The 21,893-nt window shown below is 58.9% G+C and carries 17 protein-coding genes and 2 tRNA genes; 11 read left to right on the top strand and 8 right to left on the bottom strand.

Features of this window, described 5'->3' with window-relative positions:
* The coding region (locus ACIQ1A_RS06765; protein ID WP_395770301.1) for a PD-(D/E)XK nuclease family protein at positions 1-1,061 on the top strand (1,061 nt) is incomplete at its 5' end.
* Positions 1,058-2,866, top strand: coding sequence for an exodeoxyribonuclease V subunit alpha (gene recD / locus ACIQ1A_RS06770; RefSeq protein WP_395770302.1), 1,809 nt, complete (start codon positions 1,058-1,060; stop codon positions 2,864-2,866). The genes ACIQ1A_RS06765 and recD, both read left to right, overlap by 4 nt.
* Before the next feature lie 61 nt (positions 2,867-2,927).
* Here the strand turns inward: recD and ACIQ1A_RS06775 are convergent.
* Positions 2,928-3,004: transfer RNA gene (locus ACIQ1A_RS06775), tRNA-Arg, on the bottom strand.
* A gap of 125 nt (positions 3,005-3,129) precedes the next feature.
* On the opposite strand from ACIQ1A_RS06775, the gene ACIQ1A_RS06780 reads away from it, so the two are divergent.
* From ACIQ1A_RS06780 to ACIQ1A_RS06800, 5 genes are read left to right on the top strand one after another with little or no spacing between them, the layout of a single operon-like run.
* Positions 3,130-5,139: a S9 family peptidase gene (locus ACIQ1A_RS06780; protein WP_395770303.1), complete on the top strand. Its 2,010-nt coding sequence runs from the start codon at positions 3,130-3,132 to the stop codon at positions 5,137-5,139.
* Entirely contained in the window at positions 5,139-6,431 is a 1,293-nt protein-coding gene (locus ACIQ1A_RS06785) for an amidohydrolase family protein (RefSeq protein ID WP_395770304.1), read from the top strand. The genes ACIQ1A_RS06780 and ACIQ1A_RS06785 overlap by 1 nt, the downstream gene beginning before the upstream one ends.
* Positions 6,428-7,801, top strand: coding sequence for an amino acid permease (locus ACIQ1A_RS06790; protein ID WP_395770305.1), 1,374 nt, complete (start codon positions 6,428-6,430; stop codon positions 7,799-7,801). Before ACIQ1A_RS06785 ends, ACIQ1A_RS06790 begins: the two co-directional genes overlap by 4 nt.
* Positions 7,802-7,810: 9 nt before the next feature.
* Complete coding sequence (locus ACIQ1A_RS06795; RefSeq protein ID WP_395770306.1) at positions 7,811-9,883, top strand: FAD-dependent oxidoreductase; 2,073 nt, start codon at positions 7,811-7,813, stop codon at positions 9,881-9,883.
* Positions 9,884-9,888: 5 nt separating this feature from the next.
* A complete protein-coding gene (locus ACIQ1A_RS06800; RefSeq protein WP_395770361.1) occupies positions 9,889-11,430 on the top strand; it encodes a flavin-containing monooxygenase in 1,542 nt (513 codons plus the stop codon).
* On the opposite strand, the gene ACIQ1A_RS06805 is transcribed toward ACIQ1A_RS06800, so the two are convergent.
* Positions 11,410-12,228 (bottom strand): class I SAM-dependent methyltransferase, encoded by an 819-nt coding sequence (locus ACIQ1A_RS06805; protein WP_395770307.1) that lies wholly within the window; start codon positions 12,226-12,228, stop codon positions 11,410-11,412. The genes ACIQ1A_RS06800 and ACIQ1A_RS06805 overlap by 21 nt on opposite strands.
* Positions 12,221-13,078, bottom strand: coding sequence for a hypothetical protein (locus ACIQ1A_RS06810; protein WP_395770308.1), 858 nt, complete (start codon positions 13,076-13,078; stop codon positions 12,221-12,223). Before ACIQ1A_RS06810 ends, ACIQ1A_RS06805 begins: the two co-directional genes overlap by 8 nt.
* 93 nt (positions 13,079-13,171) lie before the next feature.
* Here ACIQ1A_RS06810 and ACIQ1A_RS06815 point away from each other — a divergent pair, with 93 nt between their 5' ends.
* Positions 13,172-13,921: a sulfurtransferase gene (locus ACIQ1A_RS06815; RefSeq protein WP_395770309.1), complete on the top strand. Its 750-nt coding sequence runs from the start codon at positions 13,172-13,174 to the stop codon at positions 13,919-13,921.
* A 34-nt stretch (positions 13,922-13,955) separates the two neighbouring features.
* Here the strand turns inward: ACIQ1A_RS06815 and ACIQ1A_RS06820 are convergent.
* Together ACIQ1A_RS06820 and rnd are read right to left on the bottom strand one after the other, a co-directional pair.
* Positions 13,956-14,031: transfer RNA gene (locus tag ACIQ1A_RS06820), tRNA-Ala, on the bottom strand.
* 33 nt (positions 14,032-14,064) lie between these two features.
* Entirely contained in the window at positions 14,065-15,153 is a 1,089-nt protein-coding gene (gene rnd / locus ACIQ1A_RS06825; protein ID WP_395770310.1) for a ribonuclease D, read from the bottom strand.
* A 66-nt stretch (positions 15,154-15,219) separates the two neighbouring features.
* On the opposite strand from rnd, the gene ACIQ1A_RS06830 reads away from it, so the two are divergent.
* Positions 15,220-16,227: a formylglycine-generating enzyme family protein gene (locus ACIQ1A_RS06830; protein ID WP_395770311.1), complete on the top strand. Its 1,008-nt coding sequence runs from the start codon at positions 15,220-15,222 to the stop codon at positions 16,225-16,227.
* On the opposite strand, the gene gluQRS is transcribed toward ACIQ1A_RS06830, so the two are convergent.
* Positions 16,187-17,080: a tRNA glutamyl-Q(34) synthetase GluQRS gene (gene gluQRS / locus ACIQ1A_RS06835; RefSeq protein ID WP_395770312.1), complete on the bottom strand. Its 894-nt coding sequence runs from the start codon at positions 17,078-17,080 to the stop codon at positions 16,187-16,189. The genes ACIQ1A_RS06830 and gluQRS overlap by 41 nt on opposite strands.
* A 78-nt stretch (positions 17,081-17,158) precedes the next feature.
* On the opposite strand from gluQRS, the gene htpX reads away from it, so the two are divergent.
* The gene (gene htpX, locus ACIQ1A_RS06840; RefSeq protein ID WP_395770313.1) at positions 17,159-18,046 is read left to right on the top strand and encodes a protease HtpX; all 888 of its coding nucleotides are present in this window, start codon (positions 17,159-17,161) and stop codon (positions 18,044-18,046) included.
* Positions 18,047-18,092: 46 nt separating this feature from the next.
* Here the strand turns inward: htpX and ACIQ1A_RS06845 are convergent, their stop codons facing one another.
* Positions 18,093-20,177: an EAL domain-containing protein gene (locus ACIQ1A_RS06845; protein WP_395770314.1), complete on the bottom strand. Its 2,085-nt coding sequence runs from the start codon at positions 20,175-20,177 to the stop codon at positions 18,093-18,095.
* Between the two features lie 52 nt (positions 20,178-20,229).
* Complete coding sequence (epmB, locus tag ACIQ1A_RS06850; RefSeq protein WP_395770315.1) at positions 20,230-21,237, bottom strand: EF-P beta-lysylation protein EpmB; 1,008 nt, start codon at positions 21,235-21,237, stop codon at positions 20,230-20,232.
* An 87-nt stretch (positions 21,238-21,324) separates the two neighbouring features.
* On the opposite strand from epmB, the gene efp reads away from it, so the two are divergent.
* Positions 21,325-21,891 carry an elongation factor P gene (gene efp, locus ACIQ1A_RS06855; RefSeq protein WP_395770316.1) on the top strand — a complete coding sequence of 189 codons (567 nt, stop codon included), beginning with the start codon at positions 21,325-21,327 and terminating at the stop codon, positions 21,889-21,891.
* The last annotated feature ends 2 nt before the right edge of the window (positions 21,892-21,893 follow it).

Genomic DNA, 21,893 nt, shown 5'->3' on the forward strand with positions numbered 1-21,893 from the left:
GTCTGCAGGAGCGCGCGGATTGGCGCGATGTAATCAATGCCACCGCCAATATCGCTTGGCATGATGATTGGCAACCGCGGGAAGCCTTAGCGGCAATGCCTGACGACGGCATCGGCACAGCGTCGCGTAGTGCCCGCCCACTTCCGGATTCACCATTGGGACCACTGCCTTCCAAACACAGCTTCAGCACCTTGACCAAAACCGGGGCGTCTGTGCTGATCGAGGACGCGGCGGCATCCGATGAGCGTATGGAGATTAACGAGGAGGCGCCTTATGCCGCCGATACGGCGCCGACAATACCCGAACCGCCGCATCCGGAGTTAGCAGCGTTGATGTCGGTCGCCGGCACCGATTTTGGTAATGCCGTGCATGCCATTTTCGAACATCGCGAACCCTTGCAGCACCTGCAAGATCAAAAAGCGTTGATTGCCCGCTGTCTTGCCGAAAACAATGTGCATTCCCGCGAGGATAATCCGGAGCGTATCATGCACCTTCTGGCCGATCGCCTGCAGACGGTGCTCGATACGCCCTTGGGCGCTGATGGCCCGCAGCTGGGTGCTTTGCCGGCCTCCGAGCTGCGCGCCGAAATGGAGTTCAACTATGTGTTGGACAATGCCGATATCGGCAAGCTGCGCGAGGTCTGCATGGCCCATGGGGAACCGAATCTGGTGCCAATTCCCTCTCGACGCTTAGCCGGTCTAATGAACGGAAAAATTGATTTGGTTTTCCGTCATGACGGCCGCTTCCATATTCTCGATTACAAGAGCAACCGGCTCGGCCCCTGCCTGTCCGATTACGACCCGCAAGCCCTGCACCAAGCGATGGACGCGCATCACTACCGATTCCAGGCGCTCTTGTATGCCGTAGCCGTCGATCGTTATCTCGCCCAGCGCATTGCCGATTATGCGCGGGCGCGGCATCTCGGCGCGTGTTACTACATATTCATCCGTGCCGTCGGACTGGACGCTACCGCCGGCATCTGGCAACACCGCTTCAGTGATGCATTGATGACCGATATTCAGCGCGTTCTATCCGGCGTGACGTTGGGGCAGGGCGTATGACGACCACTACCCATTTCAATTTCCGCAGCCTGCCGAATTCGCCCCGTGCCGAGGCCTGGCGTGCGCTGGATGCCGCGGTGGCCCGATGGGTGCTTTCCCATGGCGGTTCACGCCTATTGGCCGAAGTCGCCGGCTGGGCCAGTTACGCCGAAGCCCAGGGCGACAGCGCCTTGCTGCTCGAGCCGGAGAGCCCCTCGCGGCATGGCCTGCGCGCCTTGAGCGTCGAAGAGCTCTCTGCACTGGCGGCCGAACCGATGGTGACGGTGCTCGCCGGTGATGAAGCGGCCGACACGCCCTTTGTGCTGCAGTTCAATCACTTCTATCTGCGCCGAAATGCGATGCATGAAATCGCCGTCGCGGCCGATCTGCGCGCACGCCGAAGCCATGTCGAAGTGCCGCGCATGCCCTGTGAAGCGAATGATCTGCAGGCCCTGTTCGAGGCCGCCGATACCGAAGCCGTGCGCCCGCAAACGCAAGCGGTCATGCAGGTGCTCGGTCGCCGTCTTTTTGTCTTGACCGGTGGACCCGGTACCGGAAAGACCACCACGGTCCTGCGGATGTTGTTGGCATTGATCCGCGAACATCATGCGCAGCACGCAAGCTTGCCGGTCATCCGCCTGGCGGCACCGACCGGTAAGGCGGCCCGTCGTCTGGGCGATGCCCTGCGCGATAGCGCCAAGGCCTTGCAGGACCGTGCCGATTTCAGGAGCTCCCCGTGGCCACAATGGCTGCCACCGGCACTGCAGGCTGAGGCCATGACCGTGCATCGTCTCTTGGGTAGCCGCGGCCAGCAACGCGGTTTCGTGCATCATGCCGGCAATCCAATCGGGGCGGATGTGGTCCTGATTGATGAAGCCTCGATGCTGGATTTGCCATTGCTTCGTGTTTTGTTGGATGCGCTGGCGCCATCAGCGGTTCTGGTATTTGTCGGTGATGCCGAGCAACTCCCGCCGGTCGGAACCGGTTCGGTCTTTCTTGATCTGGTCCGCGCCCTGGAAGCTTCCGCCGCCGGCGACGTAGTCCGCTTGCAACACAGCTTCCGCGCCGATCAGGCACTGGTGCCGGTCAATGCCGCCTTGCGTGATGGCAATTTGGAGGCGTTCGTACAGGCATGTGACGCGGCCGGCTCACGCGTGCAGCGTCAGACCTGCATCACATTGCCGCAGCTGAACGCCTGCGTCCAGCAGTGGCATCAGCAGTTATTGGCCGAGTGGCGCGACGCCGGCATCTATGCGCCGGTGCATCCACAAGATCTACCAACAGTCCTGCATGCGGTGCGTGGCCGGCAATTATTGTGCACCTTGCGCGAAGGACCGTTCGGTGCCGAACAGGTCAACACCCGTCTCGAGACCTTGTTCCGTCAGGGTGCCGGAGACAGCGCGGCCGGCGTCTGGTATCCCGGTCGGGCGGTGATGATTACGCATAACGATGCCGCCAGCGGTCTGTTCAATGGCGATATCGGTATCTGCTTGCGCGACAGCACGGGCCATTTACAGGTCTGGTTTGAAGGTGCTACCGCAACTGATGAGGATCAAGGGCCGCGCGGGTTTGCACCCGATGCGCTTCCTCCCCATGAAGGCGCTTTTGCCATCACCGTCCATAAAAGCCAGGGCTCGGAATACGGCCATGTGGCGGTGTTGCTGCCGCCGGATGCCGAAAATGCCGTGTTGTCGCGGCAGTTGCTGTACACCGCCGCTACTCGTGCGCGCACCTCGCTGGCGCTCTGGTGCAGTGAATCGGTGTTGCAGGCAACAATGGCCGCCCGCAATGCGCGCAGTTCGGCGCTGCCGCAGCGGCTGGGTTAACCGGTGTTGGGCTAAAGGGACTAGCCCTTTATCAGAAATTGGTGATTCTGAAATCAGATTTTGGCGTCCTCGACTGGAGTCGAACCAGTGGCCTCACCCTTAGGAGGGGTGCGCTCTATCCAGCTGAGCTACGAGGACATGTGGCTATTATAGCGCCGGCCAAGCATGGCGTCGGTCTGTTAGCATAGATTTCAAGTGTTGGCCGTATATGCCCTCCGACCCAAGCTGAGAGAGTCCCGCAGATGTCCGTTGATTGCCACCTCATGCAACGCCCATGTTTCCGGACCGTCGGTCTGTTGCTGGCCGGAATGTTGTTGCTGCCAACTGCGCTGGCCGCCGGTTTCACTCCCGCCGATTACCTGCGTATCCAGAATGTGTCCGATCCGGTGTTCGCTCCCGATGGCAATAGTCTGGCCTACAGCGTGGGTGAAATCGATCCGGAGCGGGATGAAGAGTCCAGTGATCTTTGGACGGTGCCCTTGAGTGGAGGCACTCCGCAGCGCCTGACCCGGACTGCACACAATGAATGGCAGCCGGTGTATGCGCCGGATGGAGCATCGCTGTATTTTCTCTGTGATGCTGGTCCCGATGGGGTGACGCAGGTCTGGCAGATGTCCTTAGGCGATGGCAAGGTAGGTGCCGTCACCCGTTTCCCCCAAGGTGTTGATGATTTTGCGGTGTCGCCGATCGACGGACAGCTGGCGGTCATCGTCACCGATGCTGCGCCCGGTGTAGGTGGCAAACCGCCGGTCCATCCGCGGCCGATTGTCACCACTCGTTTCCAGTTCAAAGAAGACATCACCGGCTATCTGGATGACCGCCGCAAGCACCTGTATCTGGTGGATGGTAACAACGGTGAAAGCATCGCGCTGACCCGCGGTCCGTATGATCATTACTTACCGTCCTTCTCCCCCGATGGCAAAACCATCGCGTTCGTGACCAAGCGCGGTAAAGATCCGGACCGTCATCTGAACTGGGATATCTACACCGTCGAGGCCCGTGCCGGCGGCATCGAAAAGCAGATTACCAAGGATCCCGGGACCGATTTGGACCCGTATTGGGAAACCCGACCGGCCTGGAGTCCGGACGGCCGCAAAATCGCGTATGTGCGTAGCCTTGGGGGCAAGTGGATTTACTACGCGCCCTGGCAGCTGGCCGTGGTCGATCTGGACTCCGGCCGCGAGTGGCAGCCGGCACTGAAGGATCAGTTCAGCATCAAGCCGGTCTGGCTGCAGGACAGCCGGCATCTGGTGACATTGGTCGAATACCCGCAAGCCATGTACGCGGCAAAGGTGGATACCGAATCCGGTTACGGTGAATTGCTGACCATCGGCGACCGCTTCGATTACGGGCTCGCGGTGAACCGTCGTGATGAGGTGGTGGTCAACTGCAGCACACCGATGATGCCTTTCGAACTGCAGCGGCCGATCGGCAAAGGCCAGACCACGGCGCTGACCCACCATAATGATTGGTTGCGTGAACATACGCTCGTCAAACCCGAAAGCATTTGGTTCAAAAGCAGGGACGGCGCGGAAATCGAAGGGCTGGTGATGAAACCGCGCGGCTATGTCAAAGGCCGGCGTTACCCGACCATTGTGCGTATCCATGGCGGCCCGGTGTATCAGTTCAGCCGCGAGTTCATGCCGGACTGGCAGGCCTATGCCAATGCCGGCTTTTTGGTGGTGGCGGTCAATCCGCGCGGCAGTTCCGGTCGCGGCTTTGATTTCGCCCGCGCCATTTATGCCGATTGGGGCAACAAGGATGTGCAGGATGTACTGGCCGGCGTGGATCATGTGGTGGTGCAGGGCTGGGCCGATCCGCAGCGATTGGGCCTGGGCGGCTGGAGTTACGGATCCATTCTCACCAACTACGTCATCGCCTCGGATCCGCGCTTCAAGGCGGCGGTGAGCGGGGCAGGGGTGTCCAATTCACTGGCCGCTTACGGCTACGACCAATATGCGCGCGAATACGAACTCGAACTGGGCACGCCTTGGAAAAATCGCGAGGCCTACGAGCGGGTCAGCTATCCGTTTCTGCAGGCCGATCGCATCAGCACACCAACCCTGTTTCAATGTGCGGAGCTGGACTATAACGTGCCCTGCCACGGCGCCATGCAGATGTATCAAGCCCTGCGCTCCTTGGAAGTGCCGACACAATTGGTGATCTATCCCGGCCAGAACCACGGTCTGACCATTCCGTCCTACTGGGTCGATCGTCTGCAACGCAACATTGACTGGTACCGCCGCTATCTCATCCCGGAGCAATCCCCTTGATGTCCTATACCCGAGTCCTCGCGTCGCTCCTGTGGCTGTTGCCGTATCAGACCGTCCAGGCTGAAGCCATACTCATCCGTGCCGGCACACTGATTGATGTCGATGCCGGACAGGTATTGCGAGACCAGGCCGTTCTGGTTGATGGCGACCGCATCGTTTCGGTGCAGCCTTACCGCAGCGGAATCGCCGGTGGCCGGCGAGAACTGGACTGGACTGCCTATACCGTGGCGCCGGGATTCATGGACATGCACACCCATCTGGCTGGTGACATCCAGAATTACAATGTCGAGGCTTATCTGAAGGCGACGCCGGAAGACGACGTGCTGGCCGGCGCCGCCAATGCCCGAAAAACCCTGCGGGCCGGCTTTACCACGGTGCGGGATGTCGGCAGTTACAACGGTTTTGTCGATGTGTCGCTTCGTGATGCTATTGCCAAGGGTTGGGTTCCGGGGCCGCGGATGTTCACGGCTGGAGCCTATGTCACGGTTCCGGGCGGCGGCGGGGAGGTCTCGGGATTGGTCGATGCCGACCGCATTCCACCGCGTATGCGGGAAGCTGTGGCGCAGGGCGAGGCCGAAGTCCGCCTGAAGACCGGGCATGTGCTCGATAAGGGTGCCGATTGGATCAAGATGATTGTCACCGGCGCTGTGCTTACTGACGGCACCGACGTCAATCAATCCGAATACAGTGAAGCGGAGGTGCGCGCTGTGGTGGAAACCGCTTTCGCCCGCGGCCACGACGTGACCGGCCATGCGCACGGCGCCCAAGGCATCAAGAACACCATCCGGGGCGGTGCGCGTTCGGTCGAGCATGCTTCGCTGATCGATGACGAAGGTATTACCTTGGCCAAGCAGCATGGAACCTGGCTTGTGATGGACATCTACAACGGGGATTACATCGACACCGTCGGCCGCAAGCAGGGCTGGAGCGCGGAGTCCCTTCAGAAAAATCTGGACACCACGCAAGTGCAACGCGATGGTTTTCGCAAAGCCGTTGCTGTCGGGGTCAATATCGCCTACGGCACCGATGCGGGGGTCTATCCGCATGGTGACAACGCCAGACAATTTCCGTATATGGTCCGCTACGGCATGACACCGATGCAGGCCCTGCAATCGGCCACCATCCAATCGGCGCGTTTGCTGCGCCGTGAAAAAACGCTGGGTTCAATTACGCCAGGTAAACAGGCCGACCTGGTCGCACTGGCTTGCAACCCCATTGCCGACATCAGCTGTACCGCCAAGCCGGTCTGGGTGATGAAAGACGGCATTCGTTTTGAGGGAGCAGCGAAATGAACCGCGGCCGGCAACTGGGATTCTGGATGTGTCTGGCCTTGGTGATGGGCAACATGATCGGCTCGGGTGTGTTCCTGTTGCCGGCATCGCTGGCTCCGTATGGCTTGAACAGTCTGTATGGCTGGTTGCTCACCGCCGCCGGCAGCCTGTTGCTCGCCACGGTGTTTGCCGGCCTTGCACGCGCCTTTCCGGGCAAGCCCGCATATGCCTATGTGCAAATGGCGTTCGGCAACCGAACCGGCTTCGTGGTGGCATGGGGCTATTGGGTGGCGGTTTGGGTGGGCAATGCCGCTGTGGCCATTGCTGCTGTCAGTTACCTCTCCTACGTGGTGCCGTGGATCAGCGCCACGCCCGGCGCCTCGATTGGCGTAACCCTTGGCTTCATCTGGCTGTTCACCATCATCAACATGCTCGGCGCGCGCGAATCCGGAAGCGTGCAGGTGATTACTACGGTACTGAAACTGCTGCCGCTGCTGGCGGTGATCGTGCTGGGTCTGATTCTACTTGGGCAAGGCCGCATGATTGATGCCAATGCCGGTGCGCCTGCCGTGGCATTCAGTTGGGATGCCGTCAATGCCAGTGCCATACTTACCTTGTGGGCGTTTTTGGGTCTGGAATCGGCAGCCGTGGCCAGCGAGAAGATCCGCGATCCGGAGCGCATCATACCGCTGGCCACCTTCTGGGGCACCTTGATTACAGCGCTGGTGTATATCCTGATCTGCACGGTGGTGATTGTGCTGATTCCGGCTAAAGCGTTGGCGGTATCCAGTGCGCCCTTGGCCGATTTGATTGCCCGCTATTGGGGTGCCGATTGGGGCGATTGGATTGCCGCGTTTGCCGCCATCAGCGCCCTGGGTGCGCTCAACGGCTGGATTTTGCTGCAGGGTGAATTACCCGGGCAGATGGCGCGTGCCGGTGCCTTTCCGGCATGGCTGGCACGTCGCTCGCAACGTGATACCCCGGTACCGGCCTTATTGCTGACCGGTGTATTGGTCAGCGTGGTGGTGGTGTTGAACGCGGAAAAAGGCATGGTGGAAATTTTCACATTTTTATTGCTGATTTCCACCTCGGCGATACTGGTCATGTATCTGCTCTCGGCGGCCGGCGCCTTGCTGCTCTACAAACGTGGCGAATTGTCACTGCAGCGCCCGATGACCGGCTTTCTGATGGTGGCGGCCTGTGCCTGTGTTTACGCGTTGTGGGCCTTGTTCGGTGCCGGAAAAGACGCGGTGTTGTGGGGTTTTTTCCTTCTGGCAAGCGCATTGCCGGTGTATTATTTCAGTCGTAGCCAAGTTCGGCAAGCCTTGCTGAGTTTGCCTTTATTGGCGATTGTGCCTGTTTGGCATGTCATCACCCATTTTCGTATGTAAAGATTGATTATGACCCGTGATCCCCGTTATGACATCCTGTTCGAGCCGGTGAAAATCGGACCGGTGACTGCCCGCAACCGCTTTTACCAAGTCCCGCACTGCAATGGTATGGGCCACCAGATGCCGGAAGCGCATGCCGCCATGCGTGAAATCAAAGCCCAGGGGGGCTGGGCGGTAGTCAGTACCGAGGAATGCGAAATCCATCCGAGCGGCGACGTCACGCCTTACGTGGAAGCGCGGCTGTGGGACGACGGCGATATTCCGACCCTGGCTTTGATGTGCGAGAAGGTCAAGGCCCATGGCGCGCTGTCGGCGGTGGAACTCACCCATAACGGCTATACCGCCTCCAATCTGTACAGCCGTGAAGTACCGATTTCACCGATGCACACGCCCCTGAAGTACGGCTACCCGTTGCAGGCCCGCGCGATGACCCTGCACGATATCCGCGAGTACCGGCGTTGGCATAAAAATGCCGCGTTGCGCGCCAAGCGCGCCGGATTCGACATCATCTACGTCTACGCCGCCCATGATCTTTCATTGGCCATGCATTTCCTGCAGCGCCGGCGCAACCAGCGCACGGATAATTACGGCGGCACGCTGGAGAACCGCATCCGGCTGTTGCGCGAAGTGTTGCAGGACACCAAGGACGCGGTCGGCGATACCTGCGCCGTGGCATTGCGTTTCGCTACCGAAGAATTTCTGGGCGAGGAGGGCGTACACACCGCCGAAGCCAAGGAAATCGTGCATCATCTGGCCGATCTGCCGGACATCTGGGATGTCAATGTCGCCTCCTGGTACAACGATTCGCTGACCTCGCGTTTCGGTGCCGAAGGTTATCAGCAGCCATTCACTTCCTGGGTCAAGCAGATCACCAACAAGCCGGTGGTCGGCGTTGGGCGCTTCACTTCGCCCGACACCATGGTGCGACTTATCTGCGAAGGCGCACTCGATATGATCGGTGCGGCCCGGCCGTCCATCGCCGATCCATTCCTGCCGCGCAAAATCGAGACCGGCGCCATCGACGCCATCCGCGAATGCATCGGCTGCAACATCTGCGTGTCCGGCGACATGACCATCACGCCGATCCGCTGCACCCAGAATCCGACCATGGGCGAAGAGTGGCGCAAAGGCTGGCATCCGGAAACGATGCCGGCCAAGAAATCGGAAAAACGGATTCTCGTCGTCGGTGCCGGACCGGCAGGTCTGGAAGCCACCCGTGCGCTCGGGCAACGCGGTTACGAAGTCATGCTGGCCGAGGCCACCGAGCAGCTCGGCGGGCGCGTCTTGAAAGAATCGGCGTTACCGGGCTTGGCCGAATGGCGGCGCGTACGCGATTGGCGAGTTGGCCGCATCGATCCCATGCCGAACGTGTCGGTATTCCGCGGCAATGCCTTGAGTGCCCAGGATGTGTTGGATATCGGTGTCGATGCGGTGGTGCTGGCCACCGGCGCGCATTGGGTGCGCAATGGTATCGGTCGTAGCCTCACCGAGGCTTTTAGTGGTCATGATCTGCCGGGAGTGTTCACGCCGGACGATCTGATGGCCGGCCGCATCCCGGAAAGTGGTCCGGTAGTGCTATATGACGATGACAATTTCTATTTAGCCAGCGTGTTGGCCGAAGTGTTGGTAGCCAAGGGGCTCGACGTTCACTTCGTCAGCACCGAAGACACCATTGCCGGTTGGACCGCCAACACCCTCGATTATCGGCATATCCAGAAGCGCCTGCGCAAGCTGGGCGTGCACCTGCATACCGGTAAGACTTTGGGCGGGTTCGACGGTCAACAGGTCCGGCTCGATTGCGTCTGGTCCGACGACGTTCTGGCGCTTCCGGCCACATCATTGGTGACGGTCAGCATGCGCCTGCCCAATGACAGTCTCCATCAGGAACTGCTCGCACGCCAAGGCGAATGGGCGGCCGCCGGTATAGGCCAGGTTCAATGCATCGGCGATGCCTTGGCACCGGGACTGATTGTGCACGCGGTCTATGCCGGTCACCGCTTCGCCCGTGAGTTTGAAGCGGATGCGGGTGAGAACGGTGATAGTGACGGAGTACCGTTCAAACGTGTGAGGCATCGGTTTTGAACGCGATGCATGAATGTGTGGTCATCGGTGCCGGCCCCGGTGGCTTGGTCTGTACCAAGGAACTGATTGAGCAGGGCGTCGCGGATGTGCTTTGTCTTGAAAAGTCCGACGCCATCGGTGGCGTCTTCGCCGACAGCTATGACAGTCTGACCCTGACGTCCTCGTGCACGTTCAGCATGTTTTCCGATTTCTGGATCGGCGACGGCCGTCAGCATCATTTCTGGAGCAAACAGGAAGTATTGGATTACTGGCAAGCCTATGCCCGTCATTTCGGGGTATTGCCTAAAATCCGCTTCGGTGCCGAGGTGCTGACGGCCGAGCCGTTTCAGGGCGGGTGGCGCCTGACGCTGGCCGATGGCAGTGACATCCGCTGTCGCCGGCTGGCGCTTGCCGTCGGCGGTAACCGGTTTCCGAATATTCCGGATTGGGCGGAAGGCTTGAGCGGTGTTTCGGTCCTGCACTCGAAGGATTATCGGAACGCCGAAAGCTTTACTGGAAAAAATGTACTAGTTGTCGGCGGTGGCGAGTCGGGTGCGGATATCGCTTTGGAAATTTCGCGTGTTGCCCGCAGCTGCACGGTCAGTCTGCGCACGTCGGCCGGTTGGATTCTGCCACGTAAACGCGGTGCCATGGCTGCAGATATCGCCACGCATCGCGGCCTTTACGGACTGCCAAGGGAATTCGGCATCGAGGTCAGCCGGCAAATCTCCCGGCATGAAGCGGCCTGCGCCGACCCGGTCAACGATGCGGCAGCCCAACTCAATGCCCGCGTTTCTGCGCCTTACGGCGTGTGGGGGACCTACGGCACCAAGAATTTCTCCTTGCCGGAGGCGGTAGCGCATCACGGTTGCCGCATCGTTTCAGGAATCTCCGCCATTGAAGACGGTGGTCGTAGTATCACTTTTACCGACGGTGAGGTTGTAAAGGATATCGATGCCATCGTGCTTTGCACCGGTTATCAAAGCCGTCTTCCGTTTCTTCCGGAACCGCTGCGTGCGCAGGATCCGCGTGCGCTTTACAAACACATGTTCCATCCTTCATATGCCGATACGCTGGTCTGGATCGGTTTCGCCCGGCCCGGATTCGGCAGCCAGTTCCCGATCATGGAGCTGCAGGCGCGCTATTTCGGCATGATTGCCACTGGCCTGGCAAGCCTGCCGAAACCCGAAATCATGCAAGAGGTTGCCAATTCCGATGCGGGTGGCTATCTGCAGCAACTCGGTCACAGTGGACGTCGCATCCGCAATCTGGTGGATTATCACCGCTACATGGATGATCTGGCAGGCCTGATCGGATGCATGCCGGCCTTCTGGTCCACGCTTCTGCTGCGCCCACGGCTTTGGCTGCGCATCGTGTATGGCGCGACACAGGCCACGCAGTTCCGTCTGCGCGGGCCAGGCAGCAAGCCGGCGCTGGCATGCGGCATTCTGATGCAATTGCCGGTCAGCCGCTTCAACCATGTCGTCAAGGTCGGATTGAAAGGACGGCTTTGGTATGGATTACGTTGGCCCTGGCGACCCCGTAGCTCAGAGGCGTCTGAAGCATAGGGTCGGGCATTGATCGCCGAGGATATAGTCGGCGCTCGCACTTTCCAGATGTATGAAACCTGAGCCCTCGAATGCATCGATGGCCTGATCCGCTGTGAAATAGTGCATTCGCGCCGGTGAGTCCCGATAGGCCTCAATAGCCAGAAGATGGTCAAGCGGCCAGGATAGTTTTCGGGCAAATTCCGGCCATGGACCTGCGGCATCATGCAGTCGCGTCCAGACATCACGCAGAGCGGTTCCGTGTTCAGCATCGGTTTGCATGGCCATTCCGAGCCTCAATTTCAGCACATTCAGATTGGGGATGTGGCCATTGTTTAAATCCTGCAGGACATGCTCAGGTTTTTCTCTGGCTTTCGGCGGGGTGAACAAACGCACGATGAACAGCCCATCCGGAGACAACATCCGATGCAATTCGCCGGCAACCGCAGTGATTCCGTCAGGATAGCCCACCAGCTGCAAACCGCCGTCACACAGTGCTAAATCAAAGCATGGCTCCTGCCAAGGCATCTGGCGCCAGTCGCCGGTCTCGGCCTGCGACGGCTGTCCCGGCCAGACGTAACGGATCATTTCAGGCGTGCGGTCGATGGCTTGGATGGTGCCACCGGCAGTATGCGCCAGGGCGTGGTATTCGGGTGTGACACCCAAAATCAGATAACGTGCCTCGGCGCTGTTATGCCATCGTTCAATCATGGCTTTTACGATGGAAATATCCATCGGGTCCGGACGAAGCGGTGAGCCAAGCTGCAGCCATTGCCGAGCGACAAGAGGCCATTGACCAGGTACGTCGGTGCTATCCATGCGTGGAGTCCTTTTGAGGGCGGTGCATCATGGCTTCGAAACCATCGACGAGCCGGCTAACCCCGGCTTTGTCGCCAGCGGTAAGCAAGGGAGGGCTGCCCGGAGTTTTATTCGCGTCCAGCAAGTACACATCATCGCCATGCATCACGAAGTCGAATTTTCCGTAATCGAAGCCCAAAGATTTCCGGATTTCATGCAGTTGTTCGGGAACGGCACAGGGGTCTTTGCGCACGACATTGGCACCTTTAATGATCATTTTCGGACTGATGAAACGGTTGCAGTGACCCTGGTCGCCGCAGAAGACCCAGTGCCTGATGGCATACATATCACCTTCGCGCTCTGGCATGAAGCAGTCGATGACCAGTGAGGCATCACTGGTCAGCTCCTCCGGCACATCTTGGATGCTGTTGAACACCGCATATTCCGGAAAGGCCCGGACTTCCGGCGCACTGCCTTTGCGGCGGGCGTTCTTGGCGCTTTCACCGCCGGCATGGCAATTCAGGTTCGACTTGACGATGACCGGTCCGTTCCAGTCGGGTCGCCCGGCGAGCAGGGCGCCGCTGATTACTGTTTTGGAGATATCGGCAATCTTCCGGTTCAGGCAGTTCCGAAAGCCCGCAGCGTAAGCCAGGTAATCCTCCGGCACGCGGGTCAGGTCCACATGCAGGATGGCCAGATCGGGGTCGGGGTTTTTAGCTTTCAGGCCATGGACGATTTCGACATCATGACCGCGCTGGATCAGATTGAAAACCATCTGCCCGATCAGATAGGGGCAGTTGTAGCCGTTGCCATCGCGCCGCGGCCAGATGGCTTGGTCGAGCTCGTGGCAGAGGATTGCAATTGACGCCATCAGGAAGCCGGTGCATGAAGGGGGTCTGACTATTAAATCACGCCTATGCGCTTGCGTGGCTCCTGCACCCCCGTGCTGCGTTAAAATAGGGGCATGCAAGACATCCTCAATATCGCGTCTTACCGGTTCGTGGCCATCGCTGATGTCGATGCCGTGGCCGTGCGGGTCAAGGAGTCGTGCGAGCGCCATGAGCTCAAGGGTACCGTGCTGGTTTCGCCGGAAGGCATCAATATTTTTCTGGCCGGCACCGGCCCGGGCATTCACGGATTCCTGACCGAGCTGCAGTCCGACCCCCGTTTCGACGGCATCGCGGTGAAGTTCAGCCGAAGCAGTTTTGTTCCGTTCAAGCGGCTTCGGGTCAAGCGCAAACGCGAAATCATTACTTACCGTGATAATCGATTGCTTCCCGAAAATGGACGTGCGCCCAGTGTGAGCCCGGAAACCTTGGCGCAATGGCTGGACAGGGGCTGCGATGATGCCGGGCGTGAAGTGGTGTTACTCGATACCCGCAATGCCGAAGAGGTCATTTACGGGTCTTTCGAGGGTGCGCTGACGTTTCCGATTACCAAATTCACCGAGTTGCCGGAAGCTGTCGAATCCCGAAAAGAGGCCTTGGCCGGAAAAACCGTGGTCAGTTTCTGTACCGGTGGCATCCGTTGCGAGAAATCGGTATTGCGCATGCAGGCCGATGGCTTTCCGGACTGTTACCAACTGGAAGGCGGCATTCTCGGTTATTTCGAAAAAATGGGCGGCAAGCATTATCAAGGCCGCTGTTTCGTATTCGATGACCGCATCGCCTTGGGTCCGAATTTGGATCCCTTGATCGAAACGCCGGGGTTCTGAAAACGAAAAACCGCCTGTTGGCGGCTTTAGGGTTTGGTGGATCTGAGGAGGATCGAACTCCTGACCTCGTCATTGCGAACGACGCGCTCTCCCAGCTGAGCTACAGACCCGTAAGACTATGCTAATCCAACATGGTCCGGGCTTCAAGCCGAAGCCAGGATGGGTTTAAACGATTCGGCCAAGAGTGTCTGGCGCCAGCCCTGCAGTGCTGGCGGCCATTCTCCGGTTTCCAGCAGGAATTCCAGATGCTTGCGCGAGCACAGCAGACCTTCAGGAACGGCCAATTCCTGCGCCTTTGCCAAAACCGCCTGTTGCAGGGCTTTCAGTCGTGCCTTGGAGGCGGCATCGGGTTCGCGTGCCAGCGGCGCGCTGCGCTCCTCGTCATCGAAGGGTTTCTGGAGCAGGGCAAACAGATGCTGGCGTGCGCTTTTCGGTGATTTGGGGTAACGCGCGAAGATCGCATCGATGTCATCGACTGAAGCCAATTCAGTGCGTGCCAACGCAAAAGCGGCGTCATTATCGATGATCCAGCGTTTCGGTTTGTTACGCTCGATGGCACGGGCATCCCGCCATTGAAGAATGCGGCGCAGGCGCAATTGCGCCTCGGCATCCAGTGGCTGGTTGCTGCGGATCGCCAGATGCGGATTGGTTTCCGGCTGCTCATCGGCTGCCGCTGCGACTGCCCGTGCACAATCGGCATCCAGCCACTCCCGGCGTTGCAACTGCTGCAGGCGTTCGGCCAGCTGGGCGTGCATGGGCAGGATATAACGGACGTCATCGGCGGCATAATGTTGCTGGGACTCCGTCAATGGCCGTTGCAGCCAATCAGAGCGGGTCTCCCCTTTTTCCAGCGTCACGCCGCACAGCTGTTCGACCAGCTTCAGATAACTCAGACTGGCGCCCAGTCCGCAGAGGGAGGCGGCAGTCTGGGTGTCGAATACCGGCATCGGTACCGCGTTACAGCCGGCTTTGAATGCCTGCAGGTCTTCGCTGCAGGAGTGCATGATTTTCAGGACGTCCGGATTTTCCAGCAAAGGTTTGAGCAGTGCGGCGACCTTGGGTTTGCTAGCATCGATCAAGGCGATATCGTCGCCGATGACGATTTGAACCAGGGCCAGTTGCGGATAATAGGTGCGTTCCCGGATGAACTCGGTGTCCATGCCGATCAGGCGGGCATTGGCATGGGTTTGTAAAAAGCGGGTTAAATCGGACGGATTGTCCAGCCAGATCATAGCGGTTTCTTGCTTCTTGGGATAAGGTAGCTTAACTTGCCATTGCCCTGATTGCACAGACATTTCATGAGTCCACGCCTGCCCGCATCGATGAAGTGCCTGATTCCGCTGGGAATCGTTTTGGCATTGACGGCCTGTGGCGAAAAGAATCCCGTTGCGACGGCCCCGATTGCCGCAAAATACGGCGCCGAGGGCAAGCAACCGGGTCAGATTTTTGCGGATCGGCTTGCCCGGGGTCAGTATGGCCCGGAGTTGATTGTCATTCCGTCCGGGCGTTTCATGTTGGGTGCTGTCGGAAAAGACCGGAAAGCGCCTGCTACCGAAAAACCCGCGCACCCCGTGGTATTCCAGCGCACTTTTGCCTTGACCCGCACAGAAATCACGGTGGATGACTTTGCCGAATTCATCGGCAGCATCGGCTACAAAACCCAGGCCGACAAGGCCGGCAGCAGTGAAATTTTTGATCTTGCCAGCGGTCGGCTCATTCGTGCTCAGGGCGTCAATTGGCGTCTCGACCACATCGGAAAGCCGGCACGGGGGGATTATCCGGTGGTGCATGTGGCGTTTGCCGATGCCGAGGCTTACGCTGCTTGGTTGAGCCGGCGCTCCGGCCACCATTACCGATTACCCAGTGAAGCGGAGTGGGAATACGTCCTTCGGGCCGGGACCGAAACCCTGTTTCCCTGGGGAGATAAACCCAAACAGCTCGGGAAAGGCAACCTGACCGGAAGCGGCGATCTTTTTCCGAATGGCCGAAACTGGCGCAACGCCATTCAGGGTTATAGCGATGGCTACTGGGCACTTGCGCCGGTCCGCCGCTATTCCAGCGAGGGCTGGGGCACCTTCGACATGCTGGGTAACGTCTCCGAGTGGGTCGCCGATTGCTGGCATGAAAATTACCGTCGTGCACCGGCCAATGGCGAGGCATGGGTCAATGCAGGTTGCAGTGATCGTGTCATCCGGGGCAGTGCCTGGTTGAGCTCCATCGATCAGTCACGGGGCTCCTTCCGCATGCGCATGGCTGGCGATCGCACTAATCCGCGTCTGGGCTTCCGGCTGGTTCGGGAATTGTAAGCACCGGCAGCAGGGAGGCATCAAAATGCTGCAAAGCCCGTTCAAGGTTCGCCGCAGCCTTCCAATTCCGTTGCAGTACCCGGTCATCCTGCCCCAAGTGCCGATAGGCCGTGCTGAAGGCCGTGAAGCGATCCTCGTCATCGAGATCCGCGGCCCATTGCGATTTGCTCAATTTCCGGCCGTCTGAATCCCGCACCAGACCGATGTGGCAATAGGAAGGTGTCGGCACGCCAAGCTGTTGCTGCAGGAAAATCTGCCGAGGTGTGGAGGACAGCAGATCGGCTCCGCGCACCACCTGGCTGATGCCCTGGTCGGCATCATCCACCACTACCGCCAGCTGGTAGGCGAAATAGCCATCGGCACGTTTCAGCACGAAGTCGCCGATGACATCGGCAAGCTTCTGGTGCTGCCGGCCATAGACGCCGTCGGTAAATTCCATGCTGCGATCATCGACGCGGAGACGGATGGCGGCACGCTCCGGGTCTGCTGTCGCAACACATTGACGGTGGATACCGTCTTGCCCGGCAAGCTGGTTGCGTGAACAGCTGCAGTAAAAGGCCTTGTTTTCCATAAGCAGTTTTGCAAGTGCGGCCAAGTAGACACGGCTGCGCGAGGACTGATACAGCACCGGTTCATCCGAATGCAATCCGAAACCGGCCAGGGTCTGCAATTGTTTTTCCGCCATGCCGGCGATTTCACGCGGTGGATCGATGTCCTCAATACGGATAAGCCATTGCCCGTGCTGACTTTTCGCCATCAGGTAACTGGCCAATGCCGCCGTCAGCGAGCCCAGATGCAGCGGCCCGGTCGGGGATGGCGCGAATCGGCCGCGGATGAGAGGGGGAGGGGTCACGGAAAATTCACTTGAAATCCGGAAAACTGGCTACAATTCATTATCACGCAACACTGTCCAAGCTGAAAGGGGTTTTCCATGTTCAAACGCATTGCCTTGTTCCTCGCTACCAATATGGCCGTACTGGCCCTGCTCAGCATCGTCCTGAGCGTTCTGCAGAGCTTTGGCATCAATCTTGGCAACAACGGCACACTGCTGGTGTTTGCTGTCATCTTCGGTTTTGGTGGTTCGCTGTTCTCGCTGATGATTTCCAAGTGGATGGCCAAACGCATGACCGGCATGCACTTGATCGAGAATCCGCAAAACGAGCTCGAACAGTGGCTGGTATCCACCGTGCGTCGCCAATCCGAAAAAGCCGGCATCAAGATGCCGGAAGTCGGCATCTACGACGCCCCTGAAATCAACGCCTTCGCCACCGGTCCGAGCCGCAACAATTCGCTGGTGGCGGTTTCCACCGGTCTGCTGCGCTCGATGAGCCGCGATGAAGCCGAAGCCGTGCTCGGGCACGAAGTCAGCCACGTCGCCAACGGCGATATGGTCACCATGGCCCTGTTGCAGGGCGTGATGAACACCTTCGTCATCGTGCTGTCGCGCATCGTCGGCCGTGTGGTCGATTCGGTCGTATTCGGCAACCGAGACGGAGTTGGGTTCGGCTATTACATGGTGGTGTTCGTGCTCGATATGGTGTTCGGTCTGTTCGCTTCTTTCATCACCGCCTGGTTCAGCCGTCAACGTGAATTCCGTGCCGATGCCGGTGGCGCCAGTCTGGCCGGCAAGGAAAAGATGATTGCCGCCCTGCAACGCCTGGCCCAGAACCACGGCCAGAGCAGTCTGCCGACCCAGATCGCCGCTTTCGGCATCTCCGGTGGATTGAAGTCGGGCATCGGTGCCCTGATGATGACCCATCCGCCGCTGGAAGTCCGTATCGACGCCCTGCGCAACAGCGGCTCTGCCGTAACGCGCTGAGAGGCATGCCGTTTGCAGAAAAAACCGCCGGAAGGCGGTTTTTTTTTCAGGTACTGAAATCGAAATTCGTCTGGGATAGTGGCGGTGACAGGAAGTTGCCCTGGATCCAGTCCACGCCGGCGCTGAACAGCAGACTGACGGTGTTGGCATCGGAAACGAATTCGGCCACAGTGGCTTTGTCGAGATTGCGCGCATTCTGCACGAATTCCCGGATTTTGGCCTGATGCTCGGGATTTTTATCGAGGTCCTCGATGAAGCTGCGGTCGATCTTGATCAGGTCGGCATCGAAATGACTCAACATTTTGACCGAATCCACGCTGGTGCCGAACTGGGTCAGGCAGATGCGGACACCGAGTGCGCTGATCGCCGATTTGAAGCTCTGCGCCTGCTTGAGACGGGTAATCATCTGCGATTCGGGCAGTTCCAGAATCAGGCGCCATCCTTCAACGGCATTGGCCATCAGGGACTTCGCAATCAGATCGATGAGGGTATTGTCCTGCAGCGATTCCGGTGAAATCTTGACGAAAATCTGGGTGTCGATGTTACGCGATTGCTTTTCGGCCAGAAGGCTGATGGCCTGGCTGACCACCCAGCGGTCGATGTCATCACTCAGGCCGTGACGCTGTGCGATCGGCAGGAAGTGGTCGGGCAGGATGGCTTCGCCATCGGCCGATTGCAAGCGGATCAGCAATTCATAGCTGTCAATCAACTCTTCCTGGCTGAGGTTGATGATCGGCTGGTAATTCAGGAGGAATTCGCCGTCCGCCAGTGCTTTTTCAAGGCGGTCTTTCCAGGCTTTGTCGAGCTCGACATCGGCCCGTTCGCCGGCACCGGGGTCGAAGACCTCGAAGCGGTTACCGCCCAAGCCGTCCATGGATTGCAATAGATGGTTGGCGCGATTCAGGATTTCCGGAACACTGGCATTCTGTTCGGTAATCTGGACGCCGGCCACGCTGACGCTGAAGGTAATGGCGTTTTCACCCACTTCCACCAGAAGATTGTCGAAAGCGGCATGGATTTTCTCGCACAGCCCCAAAGTCTGGTCGTAGCGGCTGTCGTAACAGATCACGGCCAGGGTCTGGCCACGATAAAGGCAGCAGATGCCGCTGTTCATGGTCAATGTCGATAGGCGGGCGGAGAATTCCACCAGCACCTGATCGGCTACCGTCATGTCCAGATTCCGGATGCGCATCTCGAACTGATTGGCCTCCACCAGCAGAATGGCCTGATTGCCGGTGCCGGATGCGGAAACCTTGGCGACCATGGCCTCAAGCTGACCCATGAAGTACTTGCGGTTGAACAGCATGGTGTTCGGATCACGGTCCTTGAGCTCTTTCAGCTGTTCGCTGAGCTTGCTGTCGGTCATTTGCGGACGGGCGACCAACTGCAGACAGGATTCGCCATCGTAGCTGGCCGGCGAGAGCTCAAGCTCGACCTCGGATGGCGGTGCTTTTTCGGGATGCAGGATCACGCGAATTGAGGGCGGAGATTGTTTGGTTTTGGCGAAATCCTTCAGGATGGCTTTGAAATTCTTTTGCTGGCTCTCATCAATGAGGTCGAGAATCGGCATGCCTTCAAGCTCATCGAAATTGGCATAACCGAACATCTGCAGATAGGATTCGTTGGCGTGGATGTGCATGCCATCATGGATGTAGGCAATGGGATCGCGTGAGGATTCGATCAGGTTGTTGCAGCGCCGTTCGGATTCGCGCAGATCGGCTTCGAAATGACGGACCAGGCGGCGGTTCAGAAGGGCGTGGAACTGATGGCGGATGACATGTTGGATCTGTTTCGGCTCACCCCGGATGACCGCATCGGTTGCGCCATCGGACAGGGCTTTAAGAACCAATGCATCATCCAGGTGATCCAGAATGGCGATTACCGGAATATCCTTGCCACGGCGTTGGATGATATCGGTCACGGACGGCAGGGGCAGGACGGTGCTCGCCGCGTCGGCCATCACCAGGTCGATGCGGCTTGAGTCCAGCAGCTGTTCGAATCGATCGCCATCGTCTGCACGTTCCGGGCGCACGGCAATGCCGCCGTTTCGGATGTGACTGATCAGGAACTCCGCCTGCTCGAGTTGCTCCTCGACCAGCAACAGGCGTAGCGCTTGTTCAGATTTTGACATAAGAAGTCCGTCCTTGCTTTTGATAACAATAGCAAAAAATGACGGTTAGGGGCTAGTAAAGCGGGGATTTGTTCGCCTCTCCGGCCATTTCCCGGACCAGTTTCGGCACCAGATAGCCCGGTAAGGCCGCCATCAACTCCCGGTGCAGAGCGACCGCCCGTGCATCCGGGACGGAAAAATGCGCTGCGCCCTGGACGCGATCCAGCTGATGCAGATAGTAGGGAAGGACACCAAGGTCGTGCAATGCTTCCGACAGCCTCTGCAGGGTATCGGCATCGTCATTGACGCCGGCCAGCAAGACGGATTGGTTGAGCAGGGTCGTTTCGGCCTCACGCAGGCGCCGCAGTGCGGCCCCCACATCCGGTCCGAGTTCATTGCCATGGTTGGCATGGATGACCACGGTCACCGGCCAAGGCAGTCCGGACAGCCAATCCAGAAGCTCGGCATCGACACGTTCCGGCAAGACCACCGGCAAACGGGTATGCAGACGCAGGCGTTTTAGCTGTGGCAGGGTTTTCAGGGCTTCGGTCAGTAGCACCAGTTTCGCGGTCGTCAAGGACAGCGGGTCGCCACCGGAAAGAATCACCTCATGGATACTGGCGTCATTGCGCAGGTAGTCGATGGCTTCGCGCCATTGGCCGGACGCCGCCGTTTCTTCGGCGTAGGGGAAGTGTCTCCGGAAACAGTAACGGCAGTTGATGGCACAGGAACCGGTCGCCACCAGCAAGGCCCGACCCCGGTATTTGTGCAACACACCGGTCGCGCCACGGGCCGCCATATCACCGACGGCATCGCTGCTGAAGCCAGGCATCAGGCGTTCTTCCTCGGTGAGGGGCAGAACCTGCCGCAACAGCGGGTCATGGATGTCGCCATGGCGCATTTTGGCAGCGAATCCGCGTGGAACCCGGAAGGTGAAAGCATTCCCGGCATCGGCCGAAATCCGGTCCGAAAAGCCCGTCAAACCGAGCATTTCCAGCAGTTCCAGCGGGTCACGCAGGCTGTCGCGCCACAGCTGTTGCCAGTTCGGGATTTGAGCGGGGAGGGGTTTGACGGGTATCATAGCAAGCTGGAACGGCCGGAAAGGCCGTGTTTTCAATACGGTATTGTAACCCGCGGCTGGGCCGTCGGTGAATTTCAGGAGCAGGCAATGGCCACTTACGGCATGAATGATGTGAAAAACGGCATGAAGATTCTGGTCAACAACGATCCGTGCGTCATCACCGAAACCGAATACGTGAAACCGGGCAAAGGCCAGGCCTTCACCCGCGTCAAATACCGCAGCATCAAATCCGGCCGCGTCGTTGAAATGACCATGAAAGCCACCGACAACCTCGAGGCCGCCGACGTCATGGATACCGACATGCAGTTCCTGTACGCCGACGGCGAATACTGGCACTTCATGCAACAGGAAACCTTCGAGCAGGTGCAGGCCGAAAAAAGCGCCATGGGTGATTCCTGGAAATGGCTGAAAGGCGAGGAAGACTGCGTGGTCACGCTCTGGAACGGCCAACCGATTGCCGTTCAGCCGCCGAACTTCGTCGAACTCAAAATCGTGGAAACCGATCCGGGCGTGCGCGGTGATACTTCCGGCGGCGGTGGCAAGCCGGCCAAGCTGGAAACCGGCGCGACCGTGCGCGTGCCCCTGTTCGTGGCGCAGGATGAAATCATCAAGGTCGATACCCGCTCCGGCGAATACTTCAGCCGCGTGAAATAAGC

Source organism: Arenimonas sp. (genome assembly GCF_044353605.1).
In the GTDB taxonomy this organism is placed as follows: Bacteria; Pseudomonadota; Gammaproteobacteria; order Xanthomonadales; family Xanthomonadaceae; genus Arenimonas.